At 69.9% G+C, this 25367-nt stretch carries 22 protein-coding genes and 1 pseudogene; 13 read left to right on the forward strand and 10 right to left on the reverse strand.

The genetic code is table 11. The annotated features are described in order from the left end of the window. Positions 1–393: pseudogene (locus tag AQJ91_RS21935) on the forward strand (IS5/IS1182 family transposase); the annotation flags it as partial. After that, positions 390–689 (forward strand): hypothetical protein, encoded by a 300-nt coding sequence (locus AQJ91_RS21940; protein ID WP_234382744.1) that lies wholly within the window; start codon positions 390–392, stop codon positions 687–689. The pseudogene AQJ91_RS21935 and the gene AQJ91_RS21940, both read left to right, overlap by 4 nt. A 160-nt stretch (positions 690–849) precedes the next feature. On the opposite strand, the gene AQJ91_RS53695 is transcribed toward AQJ91_RS21940, so the two are convergent. The 5 genes from AQJ91_RS53695 to AQJ91_RS21960 form a co-directional block, all read right to left on the reverse strand. After that, positions 850–1368, reverse strand: a complete 519-nt coding sequence (locus AQJ91_RS53695; RefSeq protein WP_159054623.1) for a hypothetical protein — start codon at positions 1366–1368, stop codon at positions 850–852. After that, on the reverse strand, positions 1365–2933 hold the full coding sequence (locus AQJ91_RS21945; protein ID WP_234382751.1) for a S1 RNA-binding domain-containing protein: 1569 nt from the start codon (positions 2931–2933) through the stop codon (positions 1365–1367). Before AQJ91_RS21945 ends, AQJ91_RS53695 begins: the two co-directional genes overlap by 4 nt. Positions 2934–2955: 22 nt before the next feature. Further along, the gene (locus AQJ91_RS21950) at positions 2956–3315 is read right to left on the reverse strand and encodes a hypothetical protein (RefSeq protein ID WP_067024399.1); all 360 of its coding nucleotides are present in this window, start codon (positions 3313–3315) and stop codon (positions 2956–2958) included. 72 nt (positions 3316–3387) lie between these two features. Further along, the gene (locus tag AQJ91_RS55840; protein ID WP_234382753.1) at positions 3388–4263 is read right to left on the reverse strand and encodes a hypothetical protein; all 876 of its coding nucleotides are present in this window, start codon (positions 4261–4263) and stop codon (positions 3388–3390) included. Between the two features lie 382 nt (positions 4264–4645). Continuing rightward, on the reverse strand, positions 4646–5122 hold the full coding sequence (locus AQJ91_RS21960; RefSeq protein WP_067024402.1) for a GNAT family N-acetyltransferase: 477 nt from the start codon (positions 5120–5122) through the stop codon (positions 4646–4648). Positions 5123–5176: 54 nt separating this feature from the next. On the opposite strand from AQJ91_RS21960, the gene AQJ91_RS21965 reads away from it, so the two are divergent. After that, complete coding sequence (locus tag AQJ91_RS21965; protein WP_079085110.1) at positions 5177–6001, forward strand: exodeoxyribonuclease III; 825 nt, start codon at positions 5177–5179, stop codon at positions 5999–6001. A 60-nt stretch (positions 6002–6061) separates the two neighbouring features. Here the strand turns inward: AQJ91_RS21965 and AQJ91_RS21970 are convergent, their stop codons facing one another. Together AQJ91_RS21970 and AQJ91_RS21975 are read right to left on the reverse strand one after the other, a co-directional pair. Further along, entirely contained in the window at positions 6062–7321 is a 1260-nt protein-coding gene (locus tag AQJ91_RS21970; protein ID WP_234382756.1) for a recombinase family protein, read from the reverse strand. Between the two features lie 250 nt (positions 7322–7571). Beyond that, a complete protein-coding gene (locus AQJ91_RS21975; RefSeq protein ID WP_067024410.1) occupies positions 7572–8192 on the reverse strand; it encodes a MerR family transcriptional regulator in 621 nt (206 codons plus the stop codon). A gap of 165 nt (positions 8193–8357) precedes the next feature. Between AQJ91_RS21975 and AQJ91_RS21980 the strand changes: the two genes are divergently transcribed. The 4 genes from AQJ91_RS21980 to AQJ91_RS21995 all read left to right on the forward strand — a co-directional run bounded on the left by AQJ91_RS21980 (position 8358) and on the right by AQJ91_RS21995 (position 12083). Continuing rightward, on the forward strand, positions 8358–9947 hold the full coding sequence (locus AQJ91_RS21980; RefSeq protein WP_067024413.1) for a flavin-containing monooxygenase: 1590 nt from the start codon (positions 8358–8360) through the stop codon (positions 9945–9947). Then, positions 9944–10870 carry an alpha/beta fold hydrolase gene (locus AQJ91_RS21985; protein ID WP_067024416.1) on the forward strand — a complete coding sequence of 309 codons (927 nt, stop codon included), beginning with the start codon at positions 9944–9946 and terminating at the stop codon, positions 10868–10870. Before AQJ91_RS21980 ends, AQJ91_RS21985 begins: the two co-directional genes overlap by 4 nt. Further along, positions 10867–11751: an SDR family oxidoreductase gene (locus AQJ91_RS21990; protein WP_067024419.1), complete on the forward strand. Its 885-nt coding sequence runs from the start codon at positions 10867–10869 to the stop codon at positions 11749–11751. Before AQJ91_RS21985 ends, AQJ91_RS21990 begins: the two co-directional genes overlap by 4 nt. 89 nt (positions 11752–11840) lie before the next feature. Continuing rightward, positions 11841–12083: a hypothetical protein gene (locus tag AQJ91_RS21995; RefSeq protein ID WP_067024422.1), complete on the forward strand. Its 243-nt coding sequence runs from the start codon at positions 11841–11843 to the stop codon at positions 12081–12083. A 149-nt stretch (positions 12084–12232) separates the two neighbouring features. Here the strand turns inward: AQJ91_RS21995 and AQJ91_RS22000 are convergent, their stop codons facing one another. After that, the gene (locus AQJ91_RS22000; protein WP_067024425.1) at positions 12233–15460 is read right to left on the reverse strand and encodes a S41 family peptidase; all 3228 of its coding nucleotides are present in this window, start codon (positions 15458–15460) and stop codon (positions 12233–12235) included. Between the two features lie 166 nt (positions 15461–15626). Between AQJ91_RS22000 and AQJ91_RS22005 the strand changes: the two genes are divergently transcribed. Then, positions 15627–16226: a TetR/AcrR family transcriptional regulator gene (locus AQJ91_RS22005; protein WP_067024428.1), complete on the forward strand. Its 600-nt coding sequence runs from the start codon at positions 15627–15629 to the stop codon at positions 16224–16226. Between the two features lie 100 nt (positions 16227–16326). After that, complete coding sequence (locus AQJ91_RS22010) at positions 16327–18576, forward strand: MMPL family transporter (RefSeq protein WP_067024431.1); 2250 nt, start codon at positions 16327–16329, stop codon at positions 18574–18576. A 166-nt stretch (positions 18577–18742) separates the two neighbouring features. On the opposite strand, the gene putP is transcribed toward AQJ91_RS22010, so the two are convergent. Beyond that, entirely contained in the window at positions 18743–20329 is a 1587-nt protein-coding gene (gene putP / locus AQJ91_RS22015; protein ID WP_079085111.1) for a sodium/proline symporter PutP, read from the reverse strand. A 195-nt stretch (positions 20330–20524) separates the two neighbouring features. Between putP and AQJ91_RS22020 the strand changes: the two genes are divergently transcribed. The 3 genes from AQJ91_RS22020 (at position 20525) to AQJ91_RS22030 (ending at position 22466) form a co-directional block, all read left to right on the forward strand. Then, positions 20525–21031 (forward strand): YbaK/EbsC family protein, encoded by a 507-nt coding sequence (locus AQJ91_RS22020; protein ID WP_067024848.1) that lies wholly within the window; start codon positions 20525–20527, stop codon positions 21029–21031. After that, positions 21028–21873 (forward strand): DMT family transporter, encoded by an 846-nt coding sequence (locus AQJ91_RS22025; RefSeq protein WP_067024434.1) that lies wholly within the window; start codon positions 21028–21030, stop codon positions 21871–21873. The genes AQJ91_RS22020 and AQJ91_RS22025 overlap by 4 nt, the downstream gene beginning before the upstream one ends. Before the next feature lie 143 nt (positions 21874–22016). Beyond that, positions 22017–22466: a hypothetical protein gene (locus AQJ91_RS22030; protein WP_079085112.1), complete on the forward strand. Its 450-nt coding sequence runs from the start codon at positions 22017–22019 to the stop codon at positions 22464–22466. 2 nt (positions 22467–22468) lie between these two features. Here AQJ91_RS22030 and AQJ91_RS22035 read toward each other — a convergent pair whose 3' ends face one another. Continuing rightward, the gene (locus AQJ91_RS22035) at positions 22469–22918 is read right to left on the reverse strand and encodes an HIT family protein (protein ID WP_067024438.1); all 450 of its coding nucleotides are present in this window, start codon (positions 22916–22918) and stop codon (positions 22469–22471) included. Positions 22919–23272: 354 nt separating this feature from the next. Here AQJ91_RS22035 and AQJ91_RS22040 point away from each other — a divergent pair, with 354 nt between their 5' ends. Further along, complete coding sequence (locus AQJ91_RS22040; RefSeq protein WP_067024441.1) at positions 23273–25357, forward strand: zinc ribbon domain-containing protein; 2085 nt, start codon at positions 23273–23275, stop codon at positions 25355–25357. Positions 25358–25367: the final 10 nt, after the last annotated feature.

Genomic DNA, 25367 nt, shown 5'->3' on the forward strand with positions numbered 1-25367 from the left:
TTGGGCCTCGTCATCGACTGCGTCGTACTGCCCGCCTCCGCGCATGAGAACACCGCCGGCATCGCCCTGCTGGACGGTGTCGCCGCGCAGTGCGACACGGTGGCCAAGGCCCTGGTCGACCAGGGGTTCAAGAAGAGCGTCGTCGATCATGGCAAGAACCTGGGCGTCGACGTCGAGATCGTCGAGCGCAACCCGGCCGGCGAGGGCTTCGTTCCGCAGGCGAAGCGATGGATCGTGGAGCAGACGAACGGGATCTTGATGTTCTACCGCCGTCTCGTACGCGACTACGAACACCGGCTCGCCTCCTCCCGCTCCCGCGTCCTGTGGGCGATGACCTCCGTCATGAGCCGCCGCCTCACCAGAGCCACCATCACCGGCTGGAGGGCCGAATGAGCGAGAACCAGCAGGTCAAAGCCATCCTGGAACACATCGAGACCCGCGAGCGTGAACTGGCCGACCAGGCCGGGCAGTTCCGGGCCCGCATCGAGGAACTCACCGCGCAGCTCGGCGAGATCGAGGCGGAGAGCGAGAACCTGCGCACCACCCGCAAGACCCTTCTCGCTTTCCCCGCGCTCTCACCCACCCCCGAGCCGGAGCGTCCCGACATTCCGGACCACCCTGCCTACCAGCAGATCCTCACCGCCCTGGCCGACGCGGGCCGGCCGATGCGCGCCCGCGACCTCTGCTAGGCCCTCGACCTGCCGATCCTCCCGAAGAACACCGAAGGCATCCGCTCCAAACTGAAACGCCTGGTCAGCCGCGGCATCCTCGAAACCGAACCCGGCCTGTTCACCCGCCCCGCCGCCTGAGGGCAACACCGTGTCCGCGACCAGCAGCCCTTCCCCAACCTCAACCACGAAACGGACAAGAGCTCACGTTCCGCACTCTGAGAACGTTCGCTACCGGAGGCAGTGGCTGGCGCCCGGCTGGGGCCTTGACCGGCCAGCGCCTGAGCAGAAGGCTGACCCATTGCTGCGGCGTCCTCGGCGACGGGTCCTTGCGGGACGCAGGCAGTGGCGGGGGTGGCGTCCAGATTCGCCCTGCCTGTTCGATGTGACGCAGCATCCATGCCCGCGCCTCCGGGCCGGCGGTGTTCCAGACCCAGCTCATCGGTCGTTCGGCCATCGCCTGATCGAAGCTCTCAGGGGACTTGCCCCGACGGGACGGCTTCCTGGGGCGTGGCCGCGCGACGTCCGGAAGATTGTGGCTCAAGTTGGCCAGGAATCTGATGCGGTCCAGAGCCTCGTCAGGGGAGTTGTCCTGCGCCACGTGCTGCGCGCCTCCGGCCAGATGGCGGATCTCGGTGAACGCCCTGGCCGCCAGAAGCGCGGCTATGTCCCGGTCAAGCTCGGCCTCCTGGCCCCTCATGCCGATCCGTCCTTACTGCCGCCCTCAGGGCGGGTTGTGCGGGCCTGGGCGTGCGACAAGGCAATGCGGCGGCGCGCGATATCGACCTCAATGATCTTCACGGTGAGGGCGTCACCGACCTCGATGTCTTTCTCGGACGATGCATTCAGCTCGCTGGTGTGCACCAGCCCCTGGAAGCCGTCCTCTCGGTCTTCGATGCGGACGAACACGCCGAACGGGACGATCTTGGTGACCGGTCCGGTGACCACCTGCCCGATTCGCTGTGCGACCTGCGGCCACGGGTCTTCCTGCACTGCTCGGAGCGACAGAGGCACTCGTTCCCGGACCATGTCGACGTCGAGGACCTCGGCTGTGATCTCCTGGCCGACGCTGACGACGTCGGACGGGTGGTTGATCGGACGCCAGGACAGTTCCGGAATGTTAATCATTGCGGTGAAGCCGCCGATGTCCACGAAGGTGACGCCGAAGCTGGCGATGGTCACGACCGTGCCGGTGACAACCTGGCCGCGCCGCAGGGTCTTCAGGAAGGCCCAGTCCCGGTCGCTGGGCGTTGGTTCGGTCTGCCAGCGTGCGCGGAGAACGCCGTCCCCGTCGGGCAGTACAGCGGTGAACAGCGGGTGCCGCTCATCGGTAGCCAGGGATACGACGCCGGCAGCACGCGCGCTGGTGATCTGGGAGGTCGCTGCCTCGAATCGGGTCTCGTCCACGACCATGCTGCTGATCCGCCCGTCCTTGTCCTCCCAGAGGATTTCCATCAGGCCCTCCTTGGGCAGAGAGCCCATGGCCGCGTCTACGTCGGTGAGCAGGTCCGGCCACACGGCCAGTTGGGCGCGAGGGGCCAGCTGGGAGCGCACTGCCTCGATGTCGTCGCGGGTGAGGCGGTGCCAGCGGGAGGCGTTCGCGGCGTAGGTCTCCTCCAGGAACGTGGCGCGGTGGGCGCTGACCGTCCAGTGCAGGCGGGCCCAGAAGTCGGCGTCGGCCGGGCGCTGTACGTGCTGAGGGGCATCGGGGGCGAAGTCGTACGGCGATGCGTGCAGGCGTTCCGGGAAAAGTCCGAGCGAGCGGGTGCGGGCCAGCGCCGCTTCGCAAGGGCGGCTGCTGCCGATGTAGAGGTACTGGTCCCAGCCGACGTGCACGGTGAATGCCCCCTCCGCCTCCAGACGGCACCAGGCGCCGTTGTCGCGGAGCATGGCCCGGACGAGTTCCAGGCCGGCGGCCATCGGTACCAGGGCACCGTCGTGGAACCCGGTGAGGCCAGCTGGGAAGAGGTCGGCCAGGCCGTAGCCGTCGACCGGTGGCTCCAAGCCGAAGTGGGCGAAACCGCCGATCTGCGGCTCGCGTATGGCCAACTGGTCGACACCGGACTCTTCGGCGAAGGCGGCGATGGCCTGCAGGTATGCGGTTTCGACCGGTCCGTGGTCACTGGTCGCAGGCTCGACGCCGGCGTAGTGGCCGTGCTCATCGCGGTCGGCAGGGTCGTACTTGGTGACCTGGTAGACGTATGGCAGCACGTCACTGCCCGCCGGAGGTTGAAGGCGCTGCTGCTGGGGCCTGGTGGCGTTCAAGGACGCGGTACACCGTGCCGGGTCAGACGTCGAGGCGGTGAAGGATCTGTGTGAACTCGTCGGACTCGATCAGACCGGTGAGTACCTGGATCATGTTGCTGATGCCAGGATCGCGGACGATCAGACCGTCCGAGCACCAGAAGTAGCGGCCTCCCAGGGCTTCCCCGCTTTCGGCCCATCTCGCCATAATGGCCTCGACTTGTCCGAGGGTGATGATGGTCGCGCTCCAGCGGGATCCGTCCTTCAGGTCCACGAAGACGTCGATATTGTCCACAGATTCCAGATCCTCGCCGGAGTTCGGCAGGAAAGCGGCTTCGAAGTGCTCAGTGCGAACCCGGTACCAGGGCCCGTCCCAGCGGCCCGGCTGTGTGCTGTGGCTCATCGGGCGAGTGTGCCGGGCTGAACCGTCCGGCTCAACTGAGTTCTCCGGGCACCCTTCACGCCGAGGTGCGGTTCACGGGACAGGGGCGTACGGCGGGATGGTCCAGCGCAGTACCGTTTCGCCTGCGCGGGCTTCGATGGTGGCAGGGTAGACCTGTCCGTGAGCCCGCTCTCCGCGGTGGCGTATGGAGTGGTCCCCGGGATCCCAGCCGAGACCGAGCACTGGGCATCCGCCCAGGTCGATGGCACCCGCCAGCAATGGGTGACTCCAGCCGGCTCGGTTGAATCGGTGGAAGTCGGTGTGGGCGTCCACGGAGATCATCAGCCCGTTGCCGGGGCCTTCCTGGGTCCAGGCCCTGAGCCGTTCGGCGACCGCTTCGGCCTCGGCCAGGGGGAGGTCGAGCCACCCGCGCGGCCCGTGTCCGCTGGGGTGCTGCGGGATGCGGTCACCGCCGAACTGCGCATGGACGGTGTCTTCGTACTTGCCCCAGTAGGTGACGTCCGCCAGGCCGTCGGTGGACTGTCCGTCCAGGCCGGTGAAGTCGTCCAGCGCCTGAGCGTCGCCGAGGACCATGCCACATCGGTCGACCGGCAGGTCGCCGAGCTGCAGGGGTTCGCCGTCTTCGGAGCCGGGCCAGGGCAGGGCGAGGTCGACCTCCAGGACGGCGATCGTCGGTTCCCCGTCGAAGGGTGAGGCCGATGTCTGGGCCCGAACCTGCAGGGGCCGGTCTGCGGCGGCTGCTACAGCGATCGCCTCGCACATCCAAACAGACGGCTCACTGCCCTCGGGTCCGTGCAAGTGCCCGCCGCCGGTGGCTATTACGATCCGGGCCCGCTCGGACAGCGGCCGGCCCACCTGCGGCCAGTAGTCGATCCAACCCGCCATCCCCAGCACGAGCATCCCGGAGGGCGCGGTGACGGTGCCCAGGTCGACATCGGTCTCAGTCATCTGCTGATTGAACAGGCACGGAACCGAAAGGATCAAGGTGCCGTCGCGTCCGCGGTCCGCGTGGAGTGGTCCTGCGGGGGTGCGCTGCTGCGGCAGGAGCGGGCCGAGGTGCAGGTGGCGATCCCTGCGACGGGACACGAGTGGCCGCCCCATCAGCGGGAAACGATCTCCGGGCAACTGGGAAGCGATCTTCAGCCGCTTCTGTCCCGCCTGGCCAGCGGTACTCGTGAACACCCCACCGCAGCACTGTTCACGAGTCAACTCGTAGACGGTTCAATGAGATCCCGTCCGATCGCTTCGATCGGACGGGATCTCGGCGTTTCCTGGCGCAGGACTTCACGGGCCTGCGGCGAGATCAGGACAGCGACTTCTGCAGCGCCCTCTACAGCGCCTTCGCGAAGCACCGGCTCGACTCGTAGTCGCGGTAGTAGCCGAACTTGGTGCACGGCTCGTAGCCGCTGGACGTGTACAGGGCTATCGCCTCCGGCTGCTTGGTGCCGGTCTCCAGGACCATGCGGATACGGTCGGCCGCGCGCGCGTCCTCCTCGAGCGCCGCCAGGATGCGCCGTGCGAGCCCCTGCCCGCGCGCCTGCTCGATGACGAACATCCGCTTGACCTCGGCGTCCCCGTCCAGGTTGCCCTCGCCGTTCTCGTCCCGAACCCGCCAGGCGCCGGAGGCCACGGGCACGCCCAGCGCGTCGTACGCGATCAGGTACAGCCCGTTCGGCGGGTCGAAGTCGGACGCGTCAAGGGGCGTGGCGTCGCCGCCGTCGCCGTAGCGGACGTCGTACTCGGCCTGGACCTGGTCGTTGAGCTTGACGGCGTCGGGGTGGTCGAAAGAGACCCGGCGAATATCCATGCCGTTTACCGTATATCAATGCGGTAAAGTGGTTCCAGGGCAGGACCGAGTCCAGTGTGCCGGTATCGTGCCGGGGTGCTCACTGTGACCTCTGTCAACGTCAATGGACTGCGCGCCGCCGCGAAGAAGGGCTTCGTGGAGTGGCTCGCCGACACCGAAGCCGATGTGCTGTGCCTGCAGGAGGTGCGCGCCGAGCCGCAGCAGCTGCCCGAGCAGGTCCGCACGCCCGACGGCTGGCACGTCGTGCACGCCCCTGCCGCGACCAAGGGTCGCGCCGGCGTCTCCCTCTATACACGCCGCGAGCCCGACCGTATCCAGGTCGGCTTCGGGTCGGGCGAGTTCGACGGCAGCGGGCGCTATGTCGAGGCCGACCTGCCGGGTGTGACGGTTGCCTCGCTCTACCTGCCCTCCGGCGAGGTCGGCACCGAGCGGCAGGACGAGAAGGTGCGCTTCATGGGCGAGTTCCTGGCGTATCTGAAGGGGCTCAGGGAGCGGGCGGCCGCCGACGGGCGCGAGGTCGTGGTCAGCGGGGACTGGAACATCGCCCACCAGCAGGCCGACCTGAAGAACTGGCGCGGCAACACCAAGAACTCCGGGTTCCTGCCGGAGGAGCGGGCGTGGCTCGGGCAGGTCTTCGATCCGGCCGACGGCGGTTACGTCGATGTCGTACGGGCGCTGCATCCGGATGTGGAGGGGCCGTACACGTGGTGGTCGTATCGGGGGCGGGCCTTTGAGAACGATTCAGGTTGGAGGATCGACCTTGCCGTGGCGAGCCCCGGGCTCGCAGTGCGGGCTGTCAAGGTGGTTGTGGAGCGGGCGGCCAGCCATGCGGAGCGGTGGTCGGACCACGCGCCTGTGACTGTGGTGTTCGACAGGTGACATGGGCTGTGCGGGGCGCTCCGAGATGTCACGCGCCCCGCACAACCCGCCCGACAGGCCTCAGTTGTGCTGCCGTGTCTCAGGGCGTTCCCCGAGCGTGAAGGTCAGGCGAGAGGTGTCCGGCCCGGCCAGCCGGTCCGGTCCACCGCCCGACTGTCCCTTGGTGACTGTGACGCGAACTCCGTCCCTGAGGAGTTGCTCCCGTGTCACCACGCCGTCCGTGGCGAACACCTCGCGGTAGCGGCCGACGGTGTAGTCGTCCAGCCAGTCGGCGCGCACAGCTGCGGGAGCGGGGCAGGTCGTGCCGCGGGCAGAAGCACGGCAGACATAGTCGCCGTATGCATAGGCCTTCCGTGTGGCGAAGTACATGCGGCCGCTGCACCCGGCGCAATACGCGACCCCGATCAACAGGGATGTCTCCCGGCGCTTGGGGTGAATCCCGTTCGAGCGGGTGTCGAGGATGCCTTGGAGAGCTTGGAACTCCTCCTCGGCGAGCAGCGGTGGGCCGATCAGCACGGGTGAACCCTCTGCGTCACGGACGGTCTTCCCCCTGTGTACCCGGTGTCCCCTCAGCGTCGGCGTGCGGAGGATCTTGGACAAGCTGCCTGCTGTCCAGCGGAACCGCTCGAAGTCACGTCCGTGGCGCCTCCCACCCATGGGGCGTCCTTGAAGTTGGGCATGGCGGTCGCGTGGTACCGGAACGCCCGCGGCTTCGAGTTTGCGGGCGATGGTGACCAGGGACAGTCCCGAGTGCACGTCGTCCACAATCGCGCGGACAATGGCGACGGTCTCCGGGTCAGGAGCGAGACACCAGCCGACACCGGAGGGATGCGGCGCCTTCTTGTACCCGAACGGAACAAGGCCGCCGCCGTATCGGCCCGTCGCGCGCAGCACTTCGTGGGTGCTGGCGAGACGAGCGGAAATGGCGCGAGTCTCCTGCTCGGCTGCGTAGGCCAGATTCATGCAGCGGCGGATGGCGTCGCCATCCACCTGTGGCGTGACCACGAGCCGCTGCTCTTCGGGCATCCCGAAGATGAGTGTCGTTGCGTGCTTTTGGCCCCACTCGATCAACTCGGACATGTGGACAACGGATCGTGCAGCGCGGTCCACATGTGACCACACGATGGCGTCGTATTCGTCCGGGCACCGCAGCCAAGACGACAAGGAAGGCCTCTCGAAGGGGGACATCTTGCGTGCAGATACCTCGAGATCCGTGGCTTCGGCGATGAGCCTGAAGCCCAGTTGCTCGGTGCACAGCTGGATTGAGGCACGCTGCCTACCGGGTGAGGTGGTCACTTCGGTCAGGTTGCTGAGACGCACGGCTCCCAGAGCTCGCGGGTATTCGGTGGGAGCCGAAGCCGGCTGCGGGGGCTGAGGACTAGGCTTGGACATGTCGGCGCTCCGTGAAGTGTCGGCCATACCCCGGGGCTGGTAGGACAGTCGCCGGGGCCTTTTCGATCTCACTCTCGGAGTGCGAACGCGATTCCGTCTGTGATTCTCTGGAAAGTGCCTCGATGGAGTGAACATTGGTAAATTGCTGGACATTTGAGAAGTCGGCTCTTCTCGGGGGCTAGCCCCGCTTCCGCAGGCGCCGGTCCAGGGCCAGTGACAGCTCCGCCTCCACCACGCTCCGCGCCAGCGGGCGCAGCCGCGGGAGGTCCTCCTCGGGGGCGTGGCGCAGGACCAGTTCGGCGAACAGTTCGGCGAGCGCGTCGGCGTGTTCGCGGACCCGCTCGCCCGCCGCCAGGACCTCCGCCAGCGGGATGCCCTCGCGGACCAGGGCCGAGGAGACGTCGAGGAGACGGCGGCTGATGTGGACGATCTCGTCGCCGTCCGTGCCCAGGTAGCCGAGGTCCATCGCGGCGGCGAGGTTCTCCGGGGTGACCTCGCCCGCGAAGCGGTCGGCGAGTTCCTCCGGGGTGAGCCGGACCGGGGTCTCCTCGGTGGGGGTGTCCACGCCGAGCAGCTCACCCACGTTGCGGCCGTGGTCGAAGGCCTCCGCCAGTTCGGCGATGCCGTTCAGGGTGTGGCCGCGTTCCAGGAGGGCCGAGATCGTGCGCAGACGGGCCAGGTGGTGGTCGTCGTACCAGGCGATACGGCCCTCGCGGCGGGGCGGCGGGATCAGCTTGCGTTCGCGGTAGAAGCGCAGGGTGCGCACCGTGATGCCGGCCAGACGGGCCAGCTCCTCCATGCGGTACTCGCGTCGTTCTCCCTCGGCTGCCACGTCGGCAGCCTATGTTGTACCGCCGGTAACTTTCGTCGTCACGACCCCTACCCACGAGTACGGAGCTGCTCTACCCTCCCATTGCGCCAGTGTTCACTGGCGGAGTCACGAGCGATGCGTGGAGGCTTCGGGATGGCCGAGCACGAGCATGTACGAGTGGCGGTGGTCGGGTCCGGGTTCGGCGGGCTGGGGGCCGCCGTACGGCTGCGCCGTGAGGGCGTCACCGACTTCGTCGTCCTGGAGCGGGCCGGCGGTGTCGGCGGCACCTGGCGGGACAACGAGTACCCCGGGTGCGCCTGCGACGTACCGTCCCACCTGTACTCCTTCTCCTTCGCGCCCAACCCCGACTGGCCGCGCACCTTCTCCGGGCAGCGGCACATCCGCGCGTACCTGGAGCATGTGACGGACACCTTCGGGCTGCGGCCACACCTCCGTTTCAACTCGGAGGTGCGGCGGATGACCTGGAACGGGGAGCGGCTGTGCTGGGACATCGAGACCAGCAGCGGCAGCCTTTCCGCGGACTTCGTCGTGTCCGCCACCGGGCCGTTGTCCGATCCCAAGGTGCCGGACATCCCGGGGCTCGACTCCTTCCCCGGCAAGGTGTTCCACTCCGCACGCTGGGACCACGACTACGACCTGCGCGGCAAGCGCGTCGCCATGGTCGGCACCGGCGCGTCCGCCATCCAGATCGTGCCGGCGATCCAGCCCCTCGCCGGGAAGCTGACCCTCTTCCAGCGCACGCCGCCGTGGGTGATGCCCCGCGTCGACCGGGCGATCAGCGGGGCCGAGCGATGGCTGCACCGGCGGCTTCCCCTGACGGCCCAGGTGCGGCGCGGACTCCTGTGGGGCATCCGGGAGTTGCAGGTCCAGGCGTTCACCAAGCGTCCCAACGAGCTCGGCCTTGTCGAGCAGTTGGCCAGGCGCAACATGGCCCGCGCCATCAAGGACCCGGCCCTGCGCGCCAAGCTGACCCCGGACTACCGCATCGGCTGCAAGCGGATCCTGCTGTCCAGCGACTACTACCCGGCGCTCACCCGGCCCAACGTGGACGTGGTCGCGAGCGGGCTCGGCGAGGTCCGCGGCTCCACCCTCGTCGCCGCCGACGGCACCGAGGCCGAGGTCGACGCCGTCATCTTCGGTACGGGCTTCCACGTCACCGACATGCCCATCGCCGAGCGGGTCGTGGGCGCGGACGAGCGGACGCTCGCCGAGGTGTGGAAGACCGGGATGACGTCGCTGCGGGGCGCTTCGGTGGCCGGGTTCCCGAACTGGATGTCGATCATCGGGCCCAACACGGGGCTCGGGAACTCGTCCATGATCCTGATGATCGAGTCCCAGCTGAACTACATGGCCGACTTCGTACGGCAGTTGGCTGTGCTTTCCGGGGGGAATCCCCCCGGACCCCCCGGACCCCCCGGACCCCCCGGACCCCCCGGACCCCCCGGACCCCCCGGCCTCGGCGGCCGTGTCGCCCTCGACGCCCGGCCCGGCGCCGTGCACGACTGGAACGCGCGCGTGCAGGAGCGCATGAAGCGGACGGTGTGGAACACAGGCGGGTGCACCAGCTGGTACCTCGACGCGGAGGGCCGTAACACCACCATCTGGCCGGGGACGACGACCGAGTTCCGCCGGGCCACACGGCGGGTGGATCTCGCGGAATACGACGTCCTGCGCGTGTCCGCGGACACAGCTGCCGACAAGGGCGCGGAGGTGACCGCGTGAGCCGTCTCATGCACGTCCGCTCCGGGCCGTACGCCCCGCCCGCCCCCGCGCGTGAACTCGTCGCAGTCTCCGCCGACGGCGCGCGTCTGCACGTCGAGGTGCACGGGCCCGAGAACGCGCCCCCCGTCGTCCTCGCCCACGGCTGGGCCTGCTCGACCGCCTTCTGGGCGGCGCAGATCCGCGAACTGGCCGCCGACCACCGTGTCATCGCCTACGATCAGCGCGGCCACGGCCGCAGCCCGGCCGGCCTCGCGTACAGCACCGACACCCTCGCCGACGACCTCGAAGCCGTACTGGCGGCGACCCTCGCGCCCGGCGAGCGGGCCGTGATCGCCGGGCACTCCATGGGCGGCATGACGGTGATGGCCGCCGCCGCGCGCCCCGGGTTCCGGGAGCGCACGGCCGCCGTCCTGCTGTGCAGCACCGGGTCCTCGCGGCTGGTCGCCGAGTCGACGGTCGTACCGATCCGGCCCGGGCGGCTGCGGACCGGGCTGACCAAGCGGCTCCTCGGCTTCCGGGCACCCCTCGGGCCGGTCACGCCGCTGGCCAGACGCATCCTCAAGTACGGGACGATGGGCCCCGGTTCGGCGCCGCACATGGTGGAGGCGTGCGCGCGGATCGTGCACGCCTGTCCGCGCAAAGTGCGCCACGCCTGGTCGCGCGTGCTCGACCTGCTCGACCTCGACCACGGGATACGGGATCTCACGGTGCCCACGGCCGTCGTCGTCGGAGCGGCCGACCGGCTGACGCCGCCGGTGCAGGCGCGGGCCCTGGTCGCGGGGCTGCCGCAGTGCGTCGGGAGCACCGAACTGCCGGGCGTCGGGCACATGACGCCGGTCGAGGCGCCCGAGCTGGTCACCGGGAAGATACGGGAACTCGTCACCACCTACGTCCACGCCGGTCACGTGAAGGAGGGCGCATGAGCAGGGTGAGCCTCGAAGGACAGGTCGCCGTGGTCACCGGAGGGGCGCGCGGCGTCGGCGAGCTCCTCGCCCGCAAACTGTCGGCGCGCGGTGCGAAGATCGCGCTGGTCGGTCTCGAGCCGGACGCCCTCAAGCAGGTCTCCGAACGCCTGCACAGCGAAAGCGGCCACTGGTACGCCGACGTCACCGACCACGAGGCGATGGCGCGGGTGGCACAGGAGGTCAAGGAGCGGTTCGGGAAGGTCGACATCGTGGTCGCGAACGCCGGTGTCGCGAACGGTGGGCCGTTCGTGGACTCCGATCCGGAGGCGTGGCGGCGAGTCATCGAGGTCAATCTCATCGGGTCGGCGGTGACGGCCCGCGCGTTTCTGCCGGTGCTGATGGAGAGCCGGGGGTATCTGCTGCAGATCGCCTCCCTGGCGGCCATCACTCCCGCGCCGATGATGACCGCGTACTGCGCGTCCAAGTCGGGCGTGGAGGCATACGCGCACAGTCTGCGCGCCGAGGTCGGCCACAAGGGCGTACGCGTCGGCGTCGGATACCTCTCGTGGACCGACACGGACATGGTGCGCGGGGCCGATCAGGACGACGTCATGCGGGAGTTGCGGCAACGGCTGCCGTGGCCGTCCAACAAGACGTATCCGCTGGGGCCGGCGGTGGACCGGATCGTCGCCGGCATCGAGCGGCGGTCAAGCCATGTGTACGGGCAGTGGTGGCTACGCGGGATGCAGGGGGTGCGCGGGTATCTGCCGGCGCTCATCGGGACGGTCGGCCAGCGGGAGGTACAGAGGTTCGCGGCGCGGCTGGACGGGATGCGGACGGGGCTGGTCGGTGCGGGTGGCGCCGCCGATGAGCAGGCGCGGATTACGCGGCGTAACTGATCGAAATGCGCAGTGTGTCCGGCCGTGTGAATCTGGTCGAGGCCCCACCACGGGGCCCCATCCCCCACCCACTACGGGAGTGAACCCACATGGGTATGAAGGACCAGTTCCAGGACCAGTCGGAGCAGTGGCAGCAGAAGGCCAAGCAGAAGGCCCAGCAGGCCAAGGAGCAGGTGCAGCAGCGCGGGCGTCAGAAGGACGAGCCCGGCCGGCCCGCCGAAGAGCGCGGTGAGCGCGGTGAGCGCAGCGAGCGTGGCCGCGGGCGTGAGGACGAGACCGAGCGGGCGATGCGGGAGGAAGAGGACCGCCTCAGCCAGGACTACGATGCGTAGCCGCTGCGCTTGGCTTTAGCCGGGTTGCATGGGGTGCCCTGTTTGTTGGGGCGCCCCATGTCTGCGTTTTGGGTGCGTTGTTGGGTGCGGGTTTGTGGGGGCTTGTCGCGCCCCGCGGCGGAGCCGCTGATGTCACCGCCCCGCGCCCCTTACGGGCGCGGTGGGAGCCTTGGTCTTGATCTGTTCGGGGCGTTTGTGTAGTCCGGGGGGGTTGCTGGGGGGAGTTTTTCCAGTAGGTCCAGGGCCAGTTGTACTGCGTCGTCCAGTTGGGCATGGCGGCCCTCCGCCCAGTCGAGGGGGGTGCGGAGGATTTCGAGGTCCGGGGTTACGCCCTTGTTCTCGATGGACCAGCCGTATGCGTCGAACCAGGCCGCGTTCATCGGCACCGTGATCACCGTGCCGTCGCCCAGGCGGTGGCGGCCGGTCATGCCGACCACTCCGCCCCAGGTGCGCTGGCCGACCACCGGGCCGAGCTTCAACAACTTGAACGCCGCCGTGATCATGTCGCCGTCGGAGGAGGTCGCCTCGTCCGCGAGGGCGACCACGGGGCCCCTCGGGGCGTTCGAGGCGTACGACACCGGCTGGGCGTTTCTCGTCAGGTCCCAGCCCAGGATCGTCCGCGTCAGCTTCTCCACGACCAGTTCGCTGATGTGGCCGCCCGCGTTGCCGCGTACGTCGACGATGAGCGCCGGGCGTGACATCTCCATCCGCAGGTCACGGTTGAACTGGGCCCAGCCCGAGCCGCCCATGTCGGGGATGTGGAGGTAGCCGCAGCGGCCGCCGCTCAACTCCCGTACCACTTCCCGGCGTTTGGCCACCCAGTCCTGGTAGCGCAGCGGACGCTCGTCGATCAGGGGGACCACAGCGACCCGACGTGCCCCTCCTTCCCCCGCCGCGGGAGTGAACGTCAGCTCCACCGTCGTACCGCCCGCCCCGGCCAGCAGCGGATACGGACCGGTCACCGGATCCACCGGGCGTCCGTCGACGTGGGTGAGCACCGCGCCCTCCCGGATGCCCATGCCCGCCAGCGGTGAGCGCGCCTTGGAGTCCGAGGAGTCGCCGGGCAGGATCCGCCTGACCGTCCAGCCGCCGTCCCGGAGGACGAGGTTGGCGCCGAGGAGGCCCTGCCAGCGTTGGTAGTGGGGTGGGCCCTCGTTGCGGCGCGCGGCGGAGACGTACGCGTGTGACGTGCCCAGTTCGCCCAGCACCTCGCGCAGCAGGTCGGCGAACTCGTCGGGGGACGCGACCCGTTCGACCAGTGGGCGGTACTGCTCCAGCACCGTGTCCCAGTCGATGCCGCACATGCCCGGCTCCCAGAAGTACGCCCGGATCAGCCGGCCGGCCTCCGCGTACGCCTGGCGCCACTCCGCGCCCGGGTCCACCTGGTGCAGGATGCGACGCAGGTCGATCCAGACCGTCGTGTCGCTGTCGCCGGACTCGGTGGCGGGGACCGCCCGCAGGTCGCCCTCGTCCATGACCACCAGCCGGGTGCCGTCGCCGCTCACCGCGAACCAGTCCAGATGGTCGACCAGTTCGGACTTCTTGGCCTTGCTGATGTTGAAGTACTCGAGGGTCGGCCGGCCCGTGGTGTCGTCCGGGTTGGCGAACGTCTCGCCGAGCGCGCCCGAGATCGGCCAGCGCAGCCAGACCAGTCCGCCGCCCGCGACCGGGTACAGCGCCGAGTACTTGGAGGCGGTCACCGGGAAGGGGGTGACGCGGCTCTCCAGGCCCTCGATCTCGACGGTCACCGCGCCGCCGTCACCGCTCTCGTCCTCGGCGGGGTCCAGGCCCCCGGCGGCGGGCCGGCCCTCCGGGTTCAGCGCGAAGGGGGACGGGGTCGCCGAGGACAGGGGCACCAGGTACGGGCGGCAGCCCAGCGGGAACGACAGGTCGCCGGTGTGGACGTCGTACACCGGGTCGAAGCCCCGCCAGGAGAGGAAGGCCAGATAGCGGCCGTCCCTGGTGAACACCGGGTTCTCGTCCTCGAAGCGGCCGTTGGTGACGTCGACGATCAGCCGGTCCTTGATCCGGGCCATCTTGATCTGGCGCAGGGAGCGGCCGATGCCGGGGTGCGACCAGGTCAGCCACGTTCCGTCCGGCGAGAAGGCGAGTTCCCGGACCGGGCCGTTGATCGACTGGATCAGCTCGGTGACCTCGCCGTCGGAGTCCTCGGACACATCGAGCAGGAGGAGGCGGCCGTCGTGCGAGGCGATGGCCAGGCGCTCGCCCGCGGCGTCGGAGACCAGTTCCAGGACGCGGCCCAGCCCGCCCGAGGCGAGGCGGCGGGGCTCGCGTTCGCCGGTGGCCCTCGGCAGGTAGGCGATCTCGACCGCGTCCTCGCCCTCCGCGTCCGTCACATACGCCACCTGGCCGGCCGAGCCGAGCATCTCCGGGAGCCGGACCCGTACGCCGGGCGTGTCCGTGATCGTGCGCGCCGGGCCGTCGCGGTGGGTCAGCCAGTACAGGCTGCCGCGGATCACCACGGCGCTCGCGCGGCCCGTCTCGTCGACCGAGAGGCCGTCCACATGCTGGGCGGCAGGCACCTGGTACGTACGGCGGCCCGCGCGCGGACCGGACAGCCGTACGTCGAGCCGGCGCGGCTTCGCGTCCGCGGCCAGGTCGTCGACGATCCACAGGTCGCCCGCGCACTGGTACACCACCCGGCTGCCGTCACTGGACGCGTGCCGGGCGTAGAAGGCGTCGTGGTCGGTGTGGCGGCGCAGGTCGGAGCCGTCGTGGGCGCAGGAGTAGAGGTTGCCGACGCCCTCGTGGTCGGAGAGGAAGGCGATCCGGCCGCCGACGAACATGGGGGAGTGGAGGTGGCCGTCCAGGTCGGCGATGATCCGCTCGCCGTGCAGCCAGAGGCGACCCGTCGCGCCGCCCCGGTAGCGCTTCCAGGCGGCCGGTTCGTGCGGCGGGGTGCCGGTGAGGAGCAGGGTCTTGCGCTCGCCGTCGAGGTCGGCGACCTGGATGTCGGAGGCCGGGCCCCAGGGGAGTTTGCGGCCGGGGGCGCCGTCGGTGAAGACCTTGTAGGCCCAGGTGAAGTGAGAGAAGGGCTCGCCGTGCGAGGCGACCGCGAGGATCACCCCGTCCGGGGTCCAGCCGCAGACCTGGGTGTCCGCAGAACCCCAGTAGGTGAGCCGGCTGCCGGGGCCGCCGTCCACCGGGACCAGATGGATCTCGGGGACCAGGCTGCGCCAGCTCGTGTACGCGATGAGGCGGCCGTCGGGCGAGAAACGGGGGTGGCCCGCCTTGGTGCGGTCGACGGTGAGCCGCCAGGCGCGGCCGGGACCGTCGAGGGGGGCCAGCCACAGGTCGTCCTCGGCCACGAAGCACAACAGGTCGCCGCTCAGATGTGGAAGGCGCAGATAGCTCACCTCCCCATGCTTTTCCGGGGGATGGACCGCAGCAACTTATGACAAATACCGGACACGTGAGCCACGACACGAACGAAACCGTTTCGTTTCGCTGAGAGGTGCGCTACATTCGTCATGTACGAAACCGTGTCGTTCGGAGTGCAAGCCGGAGTGGAAGGTGAGTGGCATGACTGAGATCGCAACGGCGCGTCGCAGTCGCATCACGCCCGAGCGCGAGGCCGAGCTGTACACGGCCGTGCTCGAACTGCTCCGGGAAGTCGGCTACGACGCCCTGACCATGGACGCCGTGGCCGCCCGTACGCGATCCAGCAAGGCGACGCTCTACCGTCAGTGGGGCGGCAAGCCGGAGCTGGTCGTCAAGGCCATGCGGCACAACAAGCCGGGCAGCATCGGCGACGCCGACACCGGGTCCCTGCGGGGTGACTTCCATACCCTCGTGTCACGCGAGGACGACTGCGCCATGGAGCGGAACTCCGACCTGATGCGGGCCCTGGCCATGGCGGCGCACACCAATCCGGATCTGATGCGGGCTCTCAAGGAGCTGCTGGTCGAGCCGGAGATGGACGAGTTCCAGCGGGTGCTGCGGCGCGCGGTCGACCGCGGTGAGATCCGGGCCGACAGTCCGGCGCTGCCGTACATCCTGCACATGCTGGTCGGCGCGTTCGTCGCCCGCACTCTGATCGACGAACTGCCACCCACGCAGGAGTTCCTGCGTTCGTACATCGACGCCGTGGTCCTCCCCGCCCTCGGCGTCCAGTCCCACTGACACGTCCCCCAGTAAGCCCTCCACCTGACGTAACCGCTCACGTCGTCGGGCTGATCATCCCTGCCCTGATACACCCACGACCTGACCGGGAGACGCCCTCGTGGCCACGTTCCTGTACAAACTAGGCCGGCTCGCCTTCCGGCGACGGCATTTCGTCGCCCTGATATGGGTCGCGCTGCTGGCCCTCGCCGGCGTCGGCGCGGCCAGCGCGCCCTCCGCGGGCGCCACCTCCTTCTCCATCCCCGGCACCGAGGCGCAGAAGGCCTTCGACCTGCTGGAACAGCGTTTCCCCGGCGCCAGCGCCGACGGCGCGACCGGGCGCATCGTCTTCAAGGCGCCCGAGGGCCAGAAGATGACGGACGCCGCCAACAAGGCGACCGTCGAGAAGACCGTCGAGGAACTGTCCGACGGTTCCGAGGTCGTCTCCGTCACCGACCCGTTCACGACGAACGCCGTGAGCAAGGACGGCACGGTCGCCTACACCTCGGTGAGGTACGAGCTCCCCGGCATGGAGCTGGCGGACTCGACCAGGGACGCCCTCGAGGCGGCCGGGGACGAGGCCCGGGCCACCGGGCTGACCGTCGACGTCGGAGGTGACGCACTCCAGGCCGCCGCCGAGGCGGGGGCCATCGGCGAGGTCATCGGCCTCGCGATCGCCGCGGTCGTCCTCGTCGTCACCCTGGGCTCGCTGGTCGCGGCCGGACTGCCGCTGCTGACGGCGATCATCGGCGTCGGTATCGGCGTCTCCACCATCACCGCCCTCGCCAACGCGCTCGACCTCGGGGACACCACGTCCACGCTCGCGCTGATGATCGGTCTCGCGGTCGGCATCGACTACGCGCTGTTCATCGTGTCCCGCTACCGGGGCGAGCTGGCCGAGGGCCGCGAGCGCGAGGAGGCGGCCGGCCGGGCCACCGGTACCGCCGGTTCGGCGGTGGTCTTCGCGGGTCTCACGGTCGTGATCGCCCTGGCGGGCCTCTCGGTCGTCGGTGTCCCGATGCTGACCAAGATGGGCCTCGCGGCGGCGGGCACGGTCGTGATCTCCGTCCTCATCGCGCTGACCATGATCCCGGCACTGCTCGGGTACGCGGGCCGGAAGATCCGGCCGGCGGGCGAGAAGCGCAAGCGGCGCGGCGGCAACAAGGCCGAGAACTCCTCCGAGAAGCCCGAGCGGTCCGAGACGCCGGCCAAGCCCGGCATGGGCACCCGCTGGGCCAGCTTCGTCATCCGCCGTCCGGCCGCCGTGCTGCTGCTCGGCGTGGTCGGGCTGGGCGCGATCGCCGTCCCGGCCACCCAGCTGGAGCTGGGCCTGCCCGACGACGGCTCGCAGCCGACGTCCACCACGCAGCGCCGGGCGTACGACCTGCTGTCGGAGGGCTTCGGCCCCGGCTTCAACGGCCCCCTGATGATCGTGGTCGACGCCAAGAACAGCGACGACCCCCAGGCCGCGGCCACCGCGGTGACCGACGGGATCAAGGACCTCAAGGACGTCGTGACGGTCACCCCGGCGGCGTTCAACAAGGCCGGCGACACCGCGACGATCACCGTGATCCCGAACTCCAAGCCCTCCTCCGTCCAGACCGAGGACCTGGTGCACGCCATCCGTGACCAGGGCGCCGACGTCAAGGCCGACACGGGCGCGAGGGTCCTGGTCACCGGCACCACCGCGATGAACATCGACTTCTCGCAGAAGCTCACCGACGCGCTGATCCCGTACCTGGCCCTGGTGGTAGGCCTTGCCTTCCTGCTGCTGATCGTGGTCTTCCGCTCCATCCTGGTCCCGCTGAAGGCGGCTCTCGGCTTCCTGCTCAGCGTGCTCGCCGCGCTCGGTGCGGTGGTCGCGGTCTTCCAGTGGGGCTGGCTGTCCGGCCTGATCGGCGTCGAGGAGACCGGCCCGATCATGTCGATGATGCCGATCTTCATGGTGGGCGTGGTCTTCGGTCTCGCGATGGACTACGAGGTGTTCCTCGTGACCCGCATGCGGGAGGCGTACGTCCACGGCGAGTCGCCGAGCCAGGCCATCGTGACCGGCTTCCGGCACAGCGCCCGGGTGGTGGCCGCCGCCGCGGTCATCATGATGGCCGTCTTCGGAGGCTTCATCAGCTCCAGCGAGTCGATGATCAAGATGATCGGCTTCGGCCTCGCGATCGCGGTGTTCTTCGACGCGTTCGTCGTCCGTATGGCCATCGTCCCGGCGGTCCTGACCCTGCTCGGCAAGAAGGCCTGGTGGCTGCCGAAGTGGTTGGACCGTGCGCTGCCCAACGTGGACGTCGAGGGTGAGGGTCTGCGTGCGCTGGACGAGGACGGCCGCAAGGATCCGGACGAGGACCGGGAGCTGGTGGGCGTCTGACCGTGCCGACGGTACGCGTCTGACGCATAGCACCTGGTGAAGGACCAGCCGGTGAGGGCTCCGTGGGGACGGGGCGCCCTCACCGGCTTCTTTGCCAGAGGAGGATCAATGCGCTCCACGAGGCCTCGGTCGGAGTCGGAGTCGGGGGTGGGGGTGGCGAGTGCGGTCACATCCTCGGGCCGCCCGCGGGCGGCTGCGGGTACGGGGCCCACAGGTCCTCGTTCTGCGGCGCGGCAGCGCTCTCGCTCTGGGCGGCAGCGTCGTCCATCGCGTGGGTCCAGTCGCGTGTCGGGCGGCGTCCGACGTACTTGCCGAAGAGCAGCGCCGCCGCGGTGGCGGCGAGCACGCCGGGCACCATCTCGTAGATGCCGGTCTCCAGCGGGCCGAGGAGCGGGTCGATCTCGTCCCAGACCAGCACGGTGAGGGCGCCGGCGAGCATCCCGGCCTTCGCCCCGGCCGCTGTCATCCGCGGCCAGTACAACGACAGGAGGATCACCGGGCCGAAGGCCGCGCCGAAGCCCGCCCAGGCGTACGCGACGATGTCGAGCACGGCGCCGCCGCTCAGCGCGATCACATAGGCGACCAGTCCCACGGCCACCACACTCACCCGTCCGACCAGCAGCAGGATCGTGTCGGAGGCCCGCCGGTTGAAGAAGGCCCGGTAGAGGTCCTCGGCCAGGGACGTGGCCGAGACCAGCAGCTGGCTGTCCACCGTGGACTTGATCGCGGCCAGCACGGCGACCAGCAGGATCCCCGCGAGCCAGGGGGAGGTCAGTAGCGCGGAGAGCGAGATGAAGGCGGTCTCCGGGTTCTTGAGCGGTTCGTTGAGCGCGGCGATCCCGGCCAGTCCGATGAGCGAGGCGCCCACCAGGACGACGGTCACCCAGAGCACACCGAGACGGCGGGCCATCGGTATGTCCCGGGTGCTGCGGATGCTCATGAAGCGGATCAGGATGTGGGGCTGGCCGAAGTAGCCGAGCCCCCAGGCGAGCAGCGAGATCATCGCGACGACACCGAGCGCCCCGCCCTCTGTCCACGTGTTGGAGGCGAAGGATGCCTCGGCAACCGGGTCGAGCAGGGCGGGGGACGCGGCGTCGAGCTCACGGGTCAGCGCGCCGAAGCCGCCGAGGTGCCAGAGGATGATGGCGGGGAGGGCGATGGCCGCGAGGAACATGATCGTGCCCTGGATGGAGTGGGTGATACTCACGGCGCGGAAACCGCCGAGGATGGTGTAGACGACGATCACCACGGCGAAGAGGGTGAGCCCCAGTCTGAAGCCCGCGCCGAAGAGCTCGTCGAACAGGAGGCCGCCGGCGAGCAGCCCGCTGGCGACGTAGACGGTGAAGAACACGACGGTGACGACGGCCGAGAGGAGCCGGATCATCCTGCTCCGGTCCTCGAAACGTTCCTCCAGGTACGCCGACAGGGTCACGGAGTTGGTCCGCTCGGTGTAGACCCGCAGGCGTGGTGCGACGAGGCGCCAGTTGAGATACGTGCCGATGATCAGGCCGACGGCGATCCAGGTGGCGCCGATCCCGGCCATGTACACGGCGCCCGGCAGGCCCAGGAACAACCAGCCGGACATGTCGGCGGCTCCGGCGGACAGAGCGGCCATCGGGGCGTTGAGTCGGCGGCCACCGACGGTGAAGTCCTCGAACGTGGCCGTCTCGGACTGCGTCACGACGCCGACCATGACCACCGCGATCAGAAAGACGCCGAACGTGATCATGACCGGGACGGTCAGAGTGATCATGCGATACCCCCCTGTGGGCGTGCTGGAAGGGCTGGAGTGTAGGGGGTTGCGGCGCGTACCTGCGAGAGCGGTCGGTGGCAGCCGCCTTGATCGGTTCCGGATCGTGATGCGCGGCTCGGACCGGCGTCCGGACCACCCCGGGCGGGCGCAGAACCCGGTCGCATGCTCCGTACACGCACCGCTAGCGTGCCGTTCATGACGACGACCGACACTGAAGAGTCCGGAGCCCATCCACGTTTCGCCGAGGCCCTCGAAGAGCTGGGGCTCGGCGAACTGCACGCCCGTATCCGCCGTTTCCCGGACGCGACGCGCACCGCCGAGGAGGCCGCCGCCGCGATCGGGTGCGAGCTGAGCCAGATCTGCAAGTCGCTGATCTTCGCCGCCGACGGGGTGCCGGTGCTGGTGCTCATGGACGGGGCGTCCCGCGTGGACGTCGAGCGGGTGCGGCAGGAACTCGGGGCCGAGAAGGTGACGCGGGCCAAGGCCAACGTCGTACGCGAGACGACCGGCTACGCCATCGGCGGCGTACCGCCCTTCGGGCACAGGTCGAGGACGCGGGTTCTGGCGGACCGCTCCCTCCTCGGCCACGACACCGTATGGGCCGCCGCCGGAAACCCGCACGCCGTCTTCCCCATGGACCCCAGGACCCTGATCGCCCACGCCGGCGGGACTTTTGTGGACGTGCGCGAGCAGACCGTATGACCCCGCTGGTCACCGTGGCCGTCCTGCTCGCGGCCGTGACGCATGCCAGCTGGAACGCCATCGCCCACCGGATCACGGACAAGCTGGTCGGGTTCGCGCTCATTTCGGGCGGGGGCCTGGTCATCGGGCTGGCCATGGTGCCGTTCGTGCCGTTCCCGGCGGCGGGGGCCTGGCCCTATCTCTTCGCCTCGGCCGTCATCCACATCGCTTACTACGCCCTGCTCATGAGGTCCTTCCGGCTGGGTGACTTCGGGCAGGCCTACCCCATCGCGCGCGGCACCGCGCCCCTTGTCGTCACCGTGCTCGCGGCCGTCTTCGCGCACGAGGTGCCCGACGGGTGGGCGGCCGCCGGGATCGGCCTGTCCTGCGCCGGGCTGACCGGCGTCGCCCTGTGGGGGCTGCGCGGGCACCGGCCGAACTGGGCGGCGATCGGTGCGGCCCTCGCGACGGGGCTGACCATCGCGGTGTACACCGTCGTCGACGGGCTCGGCGTGCGTGCCTCGGGCTCGCCGCTCGGGTACATCGGGTGGCTCATGGCAGTGCAGGGTGTGGTGATACCGGCGTACGTGATCCGGCGCCGGCGCGGGCAGACGGTCGCCGTCCTGCGGCCGTTCGCCCGGCTGGGACTGCTGGGCGCCGCACTGTCCGTCGCCGCGTACGGCCTGGTCCTGTGGGCGCAGACCCGGGCGGAACTGGCGCCGATCGCGGCCCTGCGGGAGTCCTCGATCATCGTGGGCGCGGTGATCGGCGCCGTGTTCTTCAAGGAGCGCTTCGGTGCGCCCCGGATCGCGGCGGCGGGGCTGCTCGTCGTGGGTATCGGGCTGATGCTGCACGCCGGGTAGGCGCTGCGGCCGTACGGCAGTCACCGAGTCCACCTCGAACAGCGCCTTGCCGAGGACCTCCAGCTTGTCGCCGGGCACCCGCGCGTGTCCCCACCATCCGGTACTACGATCGGTGAGCGGGAGTTCACCGAGGGGGCGGGCCAGTGACGGGGCTCAGTGAAGGGCCGGACGCCGGAGTCGGCGGCCGGGTGGCGTTGGACGCGGACCAGGTCAAGCATCTGGAGTTCATCCAGGGGGTCATCACCCGCCTGGGCACCAACTCCTTCCTCGTCAAGGGCTGGGCCCTGACCCTGTCCGCCGGTTTACTCGCCCTCTCCGCCAGCCAGTTGAGCTGGCAGCTGGCCGCCGTCGGCGTGGTGCCGCTGCTGTGCTTCTGGTACCTCGACGGCTTCTTCCTCCGCCAGGAACGGCTCTTCCGGCACCTCTACGACGACGTCCGCCGACCCGGCAGCCAGGTCGAGACGCTGTCCATGAACGTCGGCCCGTACCTGGACCGGACACCATGGGCGCGCATCACGTTCTCGCAGACGCTGGCGCTGTTCTACGGGCCGCTGCTGGGGGCGGAGATCGCGATCCTCGTCATCGCGCTCTGAGGTCAGGCGTGGTTCTGGGGGCCCGTCATCTCCGTGACCCGGTGGGCCAGTTCGTCCAGCACGGCCGCGTCGTCGTCCGGGAACCCTTTCCCCTTCGGCGGCCAGATCGGGCCCATCGCGTCGCCGGGCCAGCGCGGCACCAGATGCACATGGGTGTGGAACACGGTCTGCGAGGCCACCGCGCCCGCCGAGTTGACGACGTTCAGACCCTCGGGCTCCAGGGCCGCGCGCAACGCCCTGCCCACCACCAGCACCGCCCGCGTCAGCTTCTGCACGCCGGTCTCGTCCATCGCCCACAGGTCCGCCGAGTGCGTCCTGGGCACGACCAGCGTGTGCCCCCGGGTCGCGGGGGCCAGCGGGAAGAAGGCCAGGGTGTGCGCGTCGGCGTACACCACGCGCGCCCGGCTCGGGTCCGCGACGATGCCGCAGAAGGCGCAGGCCGCGTCGTCCATGGGACCTATGCTCCCTCGTAGGGCTGGATCGGTCATGTTCAGCACGTCTCGCCCTCGCCTCTCTGATACGAACGCCGGCAATGATCTCCGGCGCGGGAGACCGGGACGAGGGCGGGTGGGAACGGCGGCATGGGCGGCATCTTCATCAACTACCGCAGAGGCGAGCACGAGCACGTCGTGCACAGGGTCGCTAACAGCGGACGGATTGGCTTGGGTTTCCTTGGTGTTGCTGTGATCTTTCCGGTCTCTTCGGGGCTCGTGCGGTTGCTGCGTGACCTTTCCGGGCGGAGCGCGTTGTGTAAGTGAGTTCGATGATCGGACAGCAGTCTTGAGTAGCTGGGCGGGGGTGACAGGGTGCGGCGGAAGGTCCAGTTGGGTGAGGGGGAGACGGGGCGGGTGGCGTGCGCGTCGGCGTCCGCGTTCCGTGGCCTGGATACCGTCACCGGCGAGGTCCTGGGTGCCGATGCGCTCAGTGAGCGGGTGGGCTGGCTCACGGCTTTGGTTGAGAGCATGTGTGCGGAGGTGACCGGCGCCCGCTGGAACCGCCCGGATCTGGCCCGGCTCGCTTCCGGGCGGGACCTGTCGGGGCAGCGGCTGCCGTCGCATGCGTGGATGGCGATGCGCATGCTGGGCTGGGCGGCGAGTGCCCCAGAGGGTGTGTACGTTCCCGACCGGGTGCGGCGGATCGCCGAGGAGCAGGCCGGGCGGGCGCTGCGTTCGGCCTGGTGGCGCACGCAGATCACCGATGCCGTGCTGGCGACCTGGCCCACCGGCCCGGACGCCGATCCGATCCGGCGTACCGGGGCCGAGTGGGAGGCGCTGCGGGCGGCGTGTCCGGACGGGCAGGCGGTGGCGGCCTCAATCCTGCGTGCCCGGACCCGGCAGGCCGCTGCTTTCCACGCAGCCCGTGGCCGGCTGCCCGCCGACATCTGTGAGCTGGAGGCGGCGCCGGGCGGCGGCCGTCAGGTGGTGCTGGCCGCCGCGGACAAGCAGCTGGCCACCCTGGCCCGCTGCGAGGACGACCCGGCCCGCTACGCGGTGCTGACCGTGCGCCTGCCGGTACGGCCCGACCCCCGCACCCGGGGTGACTGGCACCCCGTGGTGATCCGCTTCCGGCTACCCCCGACCATCCCGCTGACCGCCGCCCTGCACGCCCCGACCCTGCGCCTGCGCGGCGGACGCCTGTGCCTGGACGTCGCGCACACCACCGCCGTCCCCCAGGCCCGGCGGGACGGGCATGTGCGGGCGGTGGCCTTCGACTACGGGCTCAACACCCTCCTCACCGGCGGAACGCTGACCCTGACCGGCGGGGTGCAGCCGCATGTGCTCACCGACGCCCGCCCCGTCTTCCTGCGCGTGGACGGGGTGCTGGCCAAGGTCGACCGGCTGCGGATCCAGGCCGAACAGGTCTGGGCCAGGGCCGCCCACCTGCAGACCCTGACCGACGGCCATGCCGCGCGAGGGCGGCGCCCCGACCCGCTCACGGCGGCGAAACTGGCGGTGCTGCGCACCGAGCATGCCCGCCTGGGCCGCAAGCGCGGGCGGCTGAACGAGCAGCTGGCCCAGACCGCCGCCCGCTTCATGGTCGGCCACGCCCGCGCCGTAAGAGCGTCGGTGATCTACCTGGAGGACCTGCGGGACATGGAGGCCCGCGGCAAGGGCCGCACCCTGAACACCCGCCTCTCACAGTCCGTGCGCGGGCAGATCGTCACCCACACCCGCCACCAGGCCGCGAAATACGGGATCGCGGTGGTCATCGTTCCCGCCCGCGGCACCTCCCGGTACTGCCCCGCCTGCCTGACCGCCTTCCGCCACCGCGCCGCCCCCGACCGCACCACACCGGGCTGGAAATGGGCCATCTGCCCCAACGCCGCCTGCGGTTACAGCGCGGACCGGGACGTCGCGGCCTGGCAGCGGATCGGCGCCCGCGGCCTGCGCCACCAGCACCTGACCGTCCTGGACCGGGCGAGCGACACCTACGTGATCCGCCGCACGGTCGAGGAGCTGGACCAACCGGTCCGGCACACCACCCAGCCCGGACCCGCCACCCCGGCCGAGCCGCAGCAGCAGCCTGCTTCTGCTGCGGACCGGACGAAGGCGGGGCCGACGAGAAACCGCCCTGTGCCCAGGAAGCGACGCAGGGTCCCCGCCCCACCCGGAACATCCGCAGCAGCGGGCCCGGGTGGAAAGCGTCCGGCGGGGCGGATGCCCCAGCCACCCACCCGTCGCACCCAGCGGCGGCGCAGGCGGCAGGCACCGCACACGATGAGCACCCCCACCCGGCACCAGCCACGCGGGGCCAGACTCGGCGCAGGCTTCCACCTGCACACCCACGCCACGCCACACCACACGGACGGCATGGGCGACAGCCGGAGTCTCTTTTCCACCGGGACCGGGCCGAAAACCCAGCCCCACGCAGGAAAACCTAAGCTCATCTGAGACGCTGTAC

The sequence above is a fragment of the Streptomyces dysideae genome (genome assembly GCF_001514305.1).
In the GTDB taxonomy this organism is placed as follows: Bacteria; Actinomycetota; Actinomycetes; order Streptomycetales; family Streptomycetaceae; genus Streptomyces; species Streptomyces dysideae.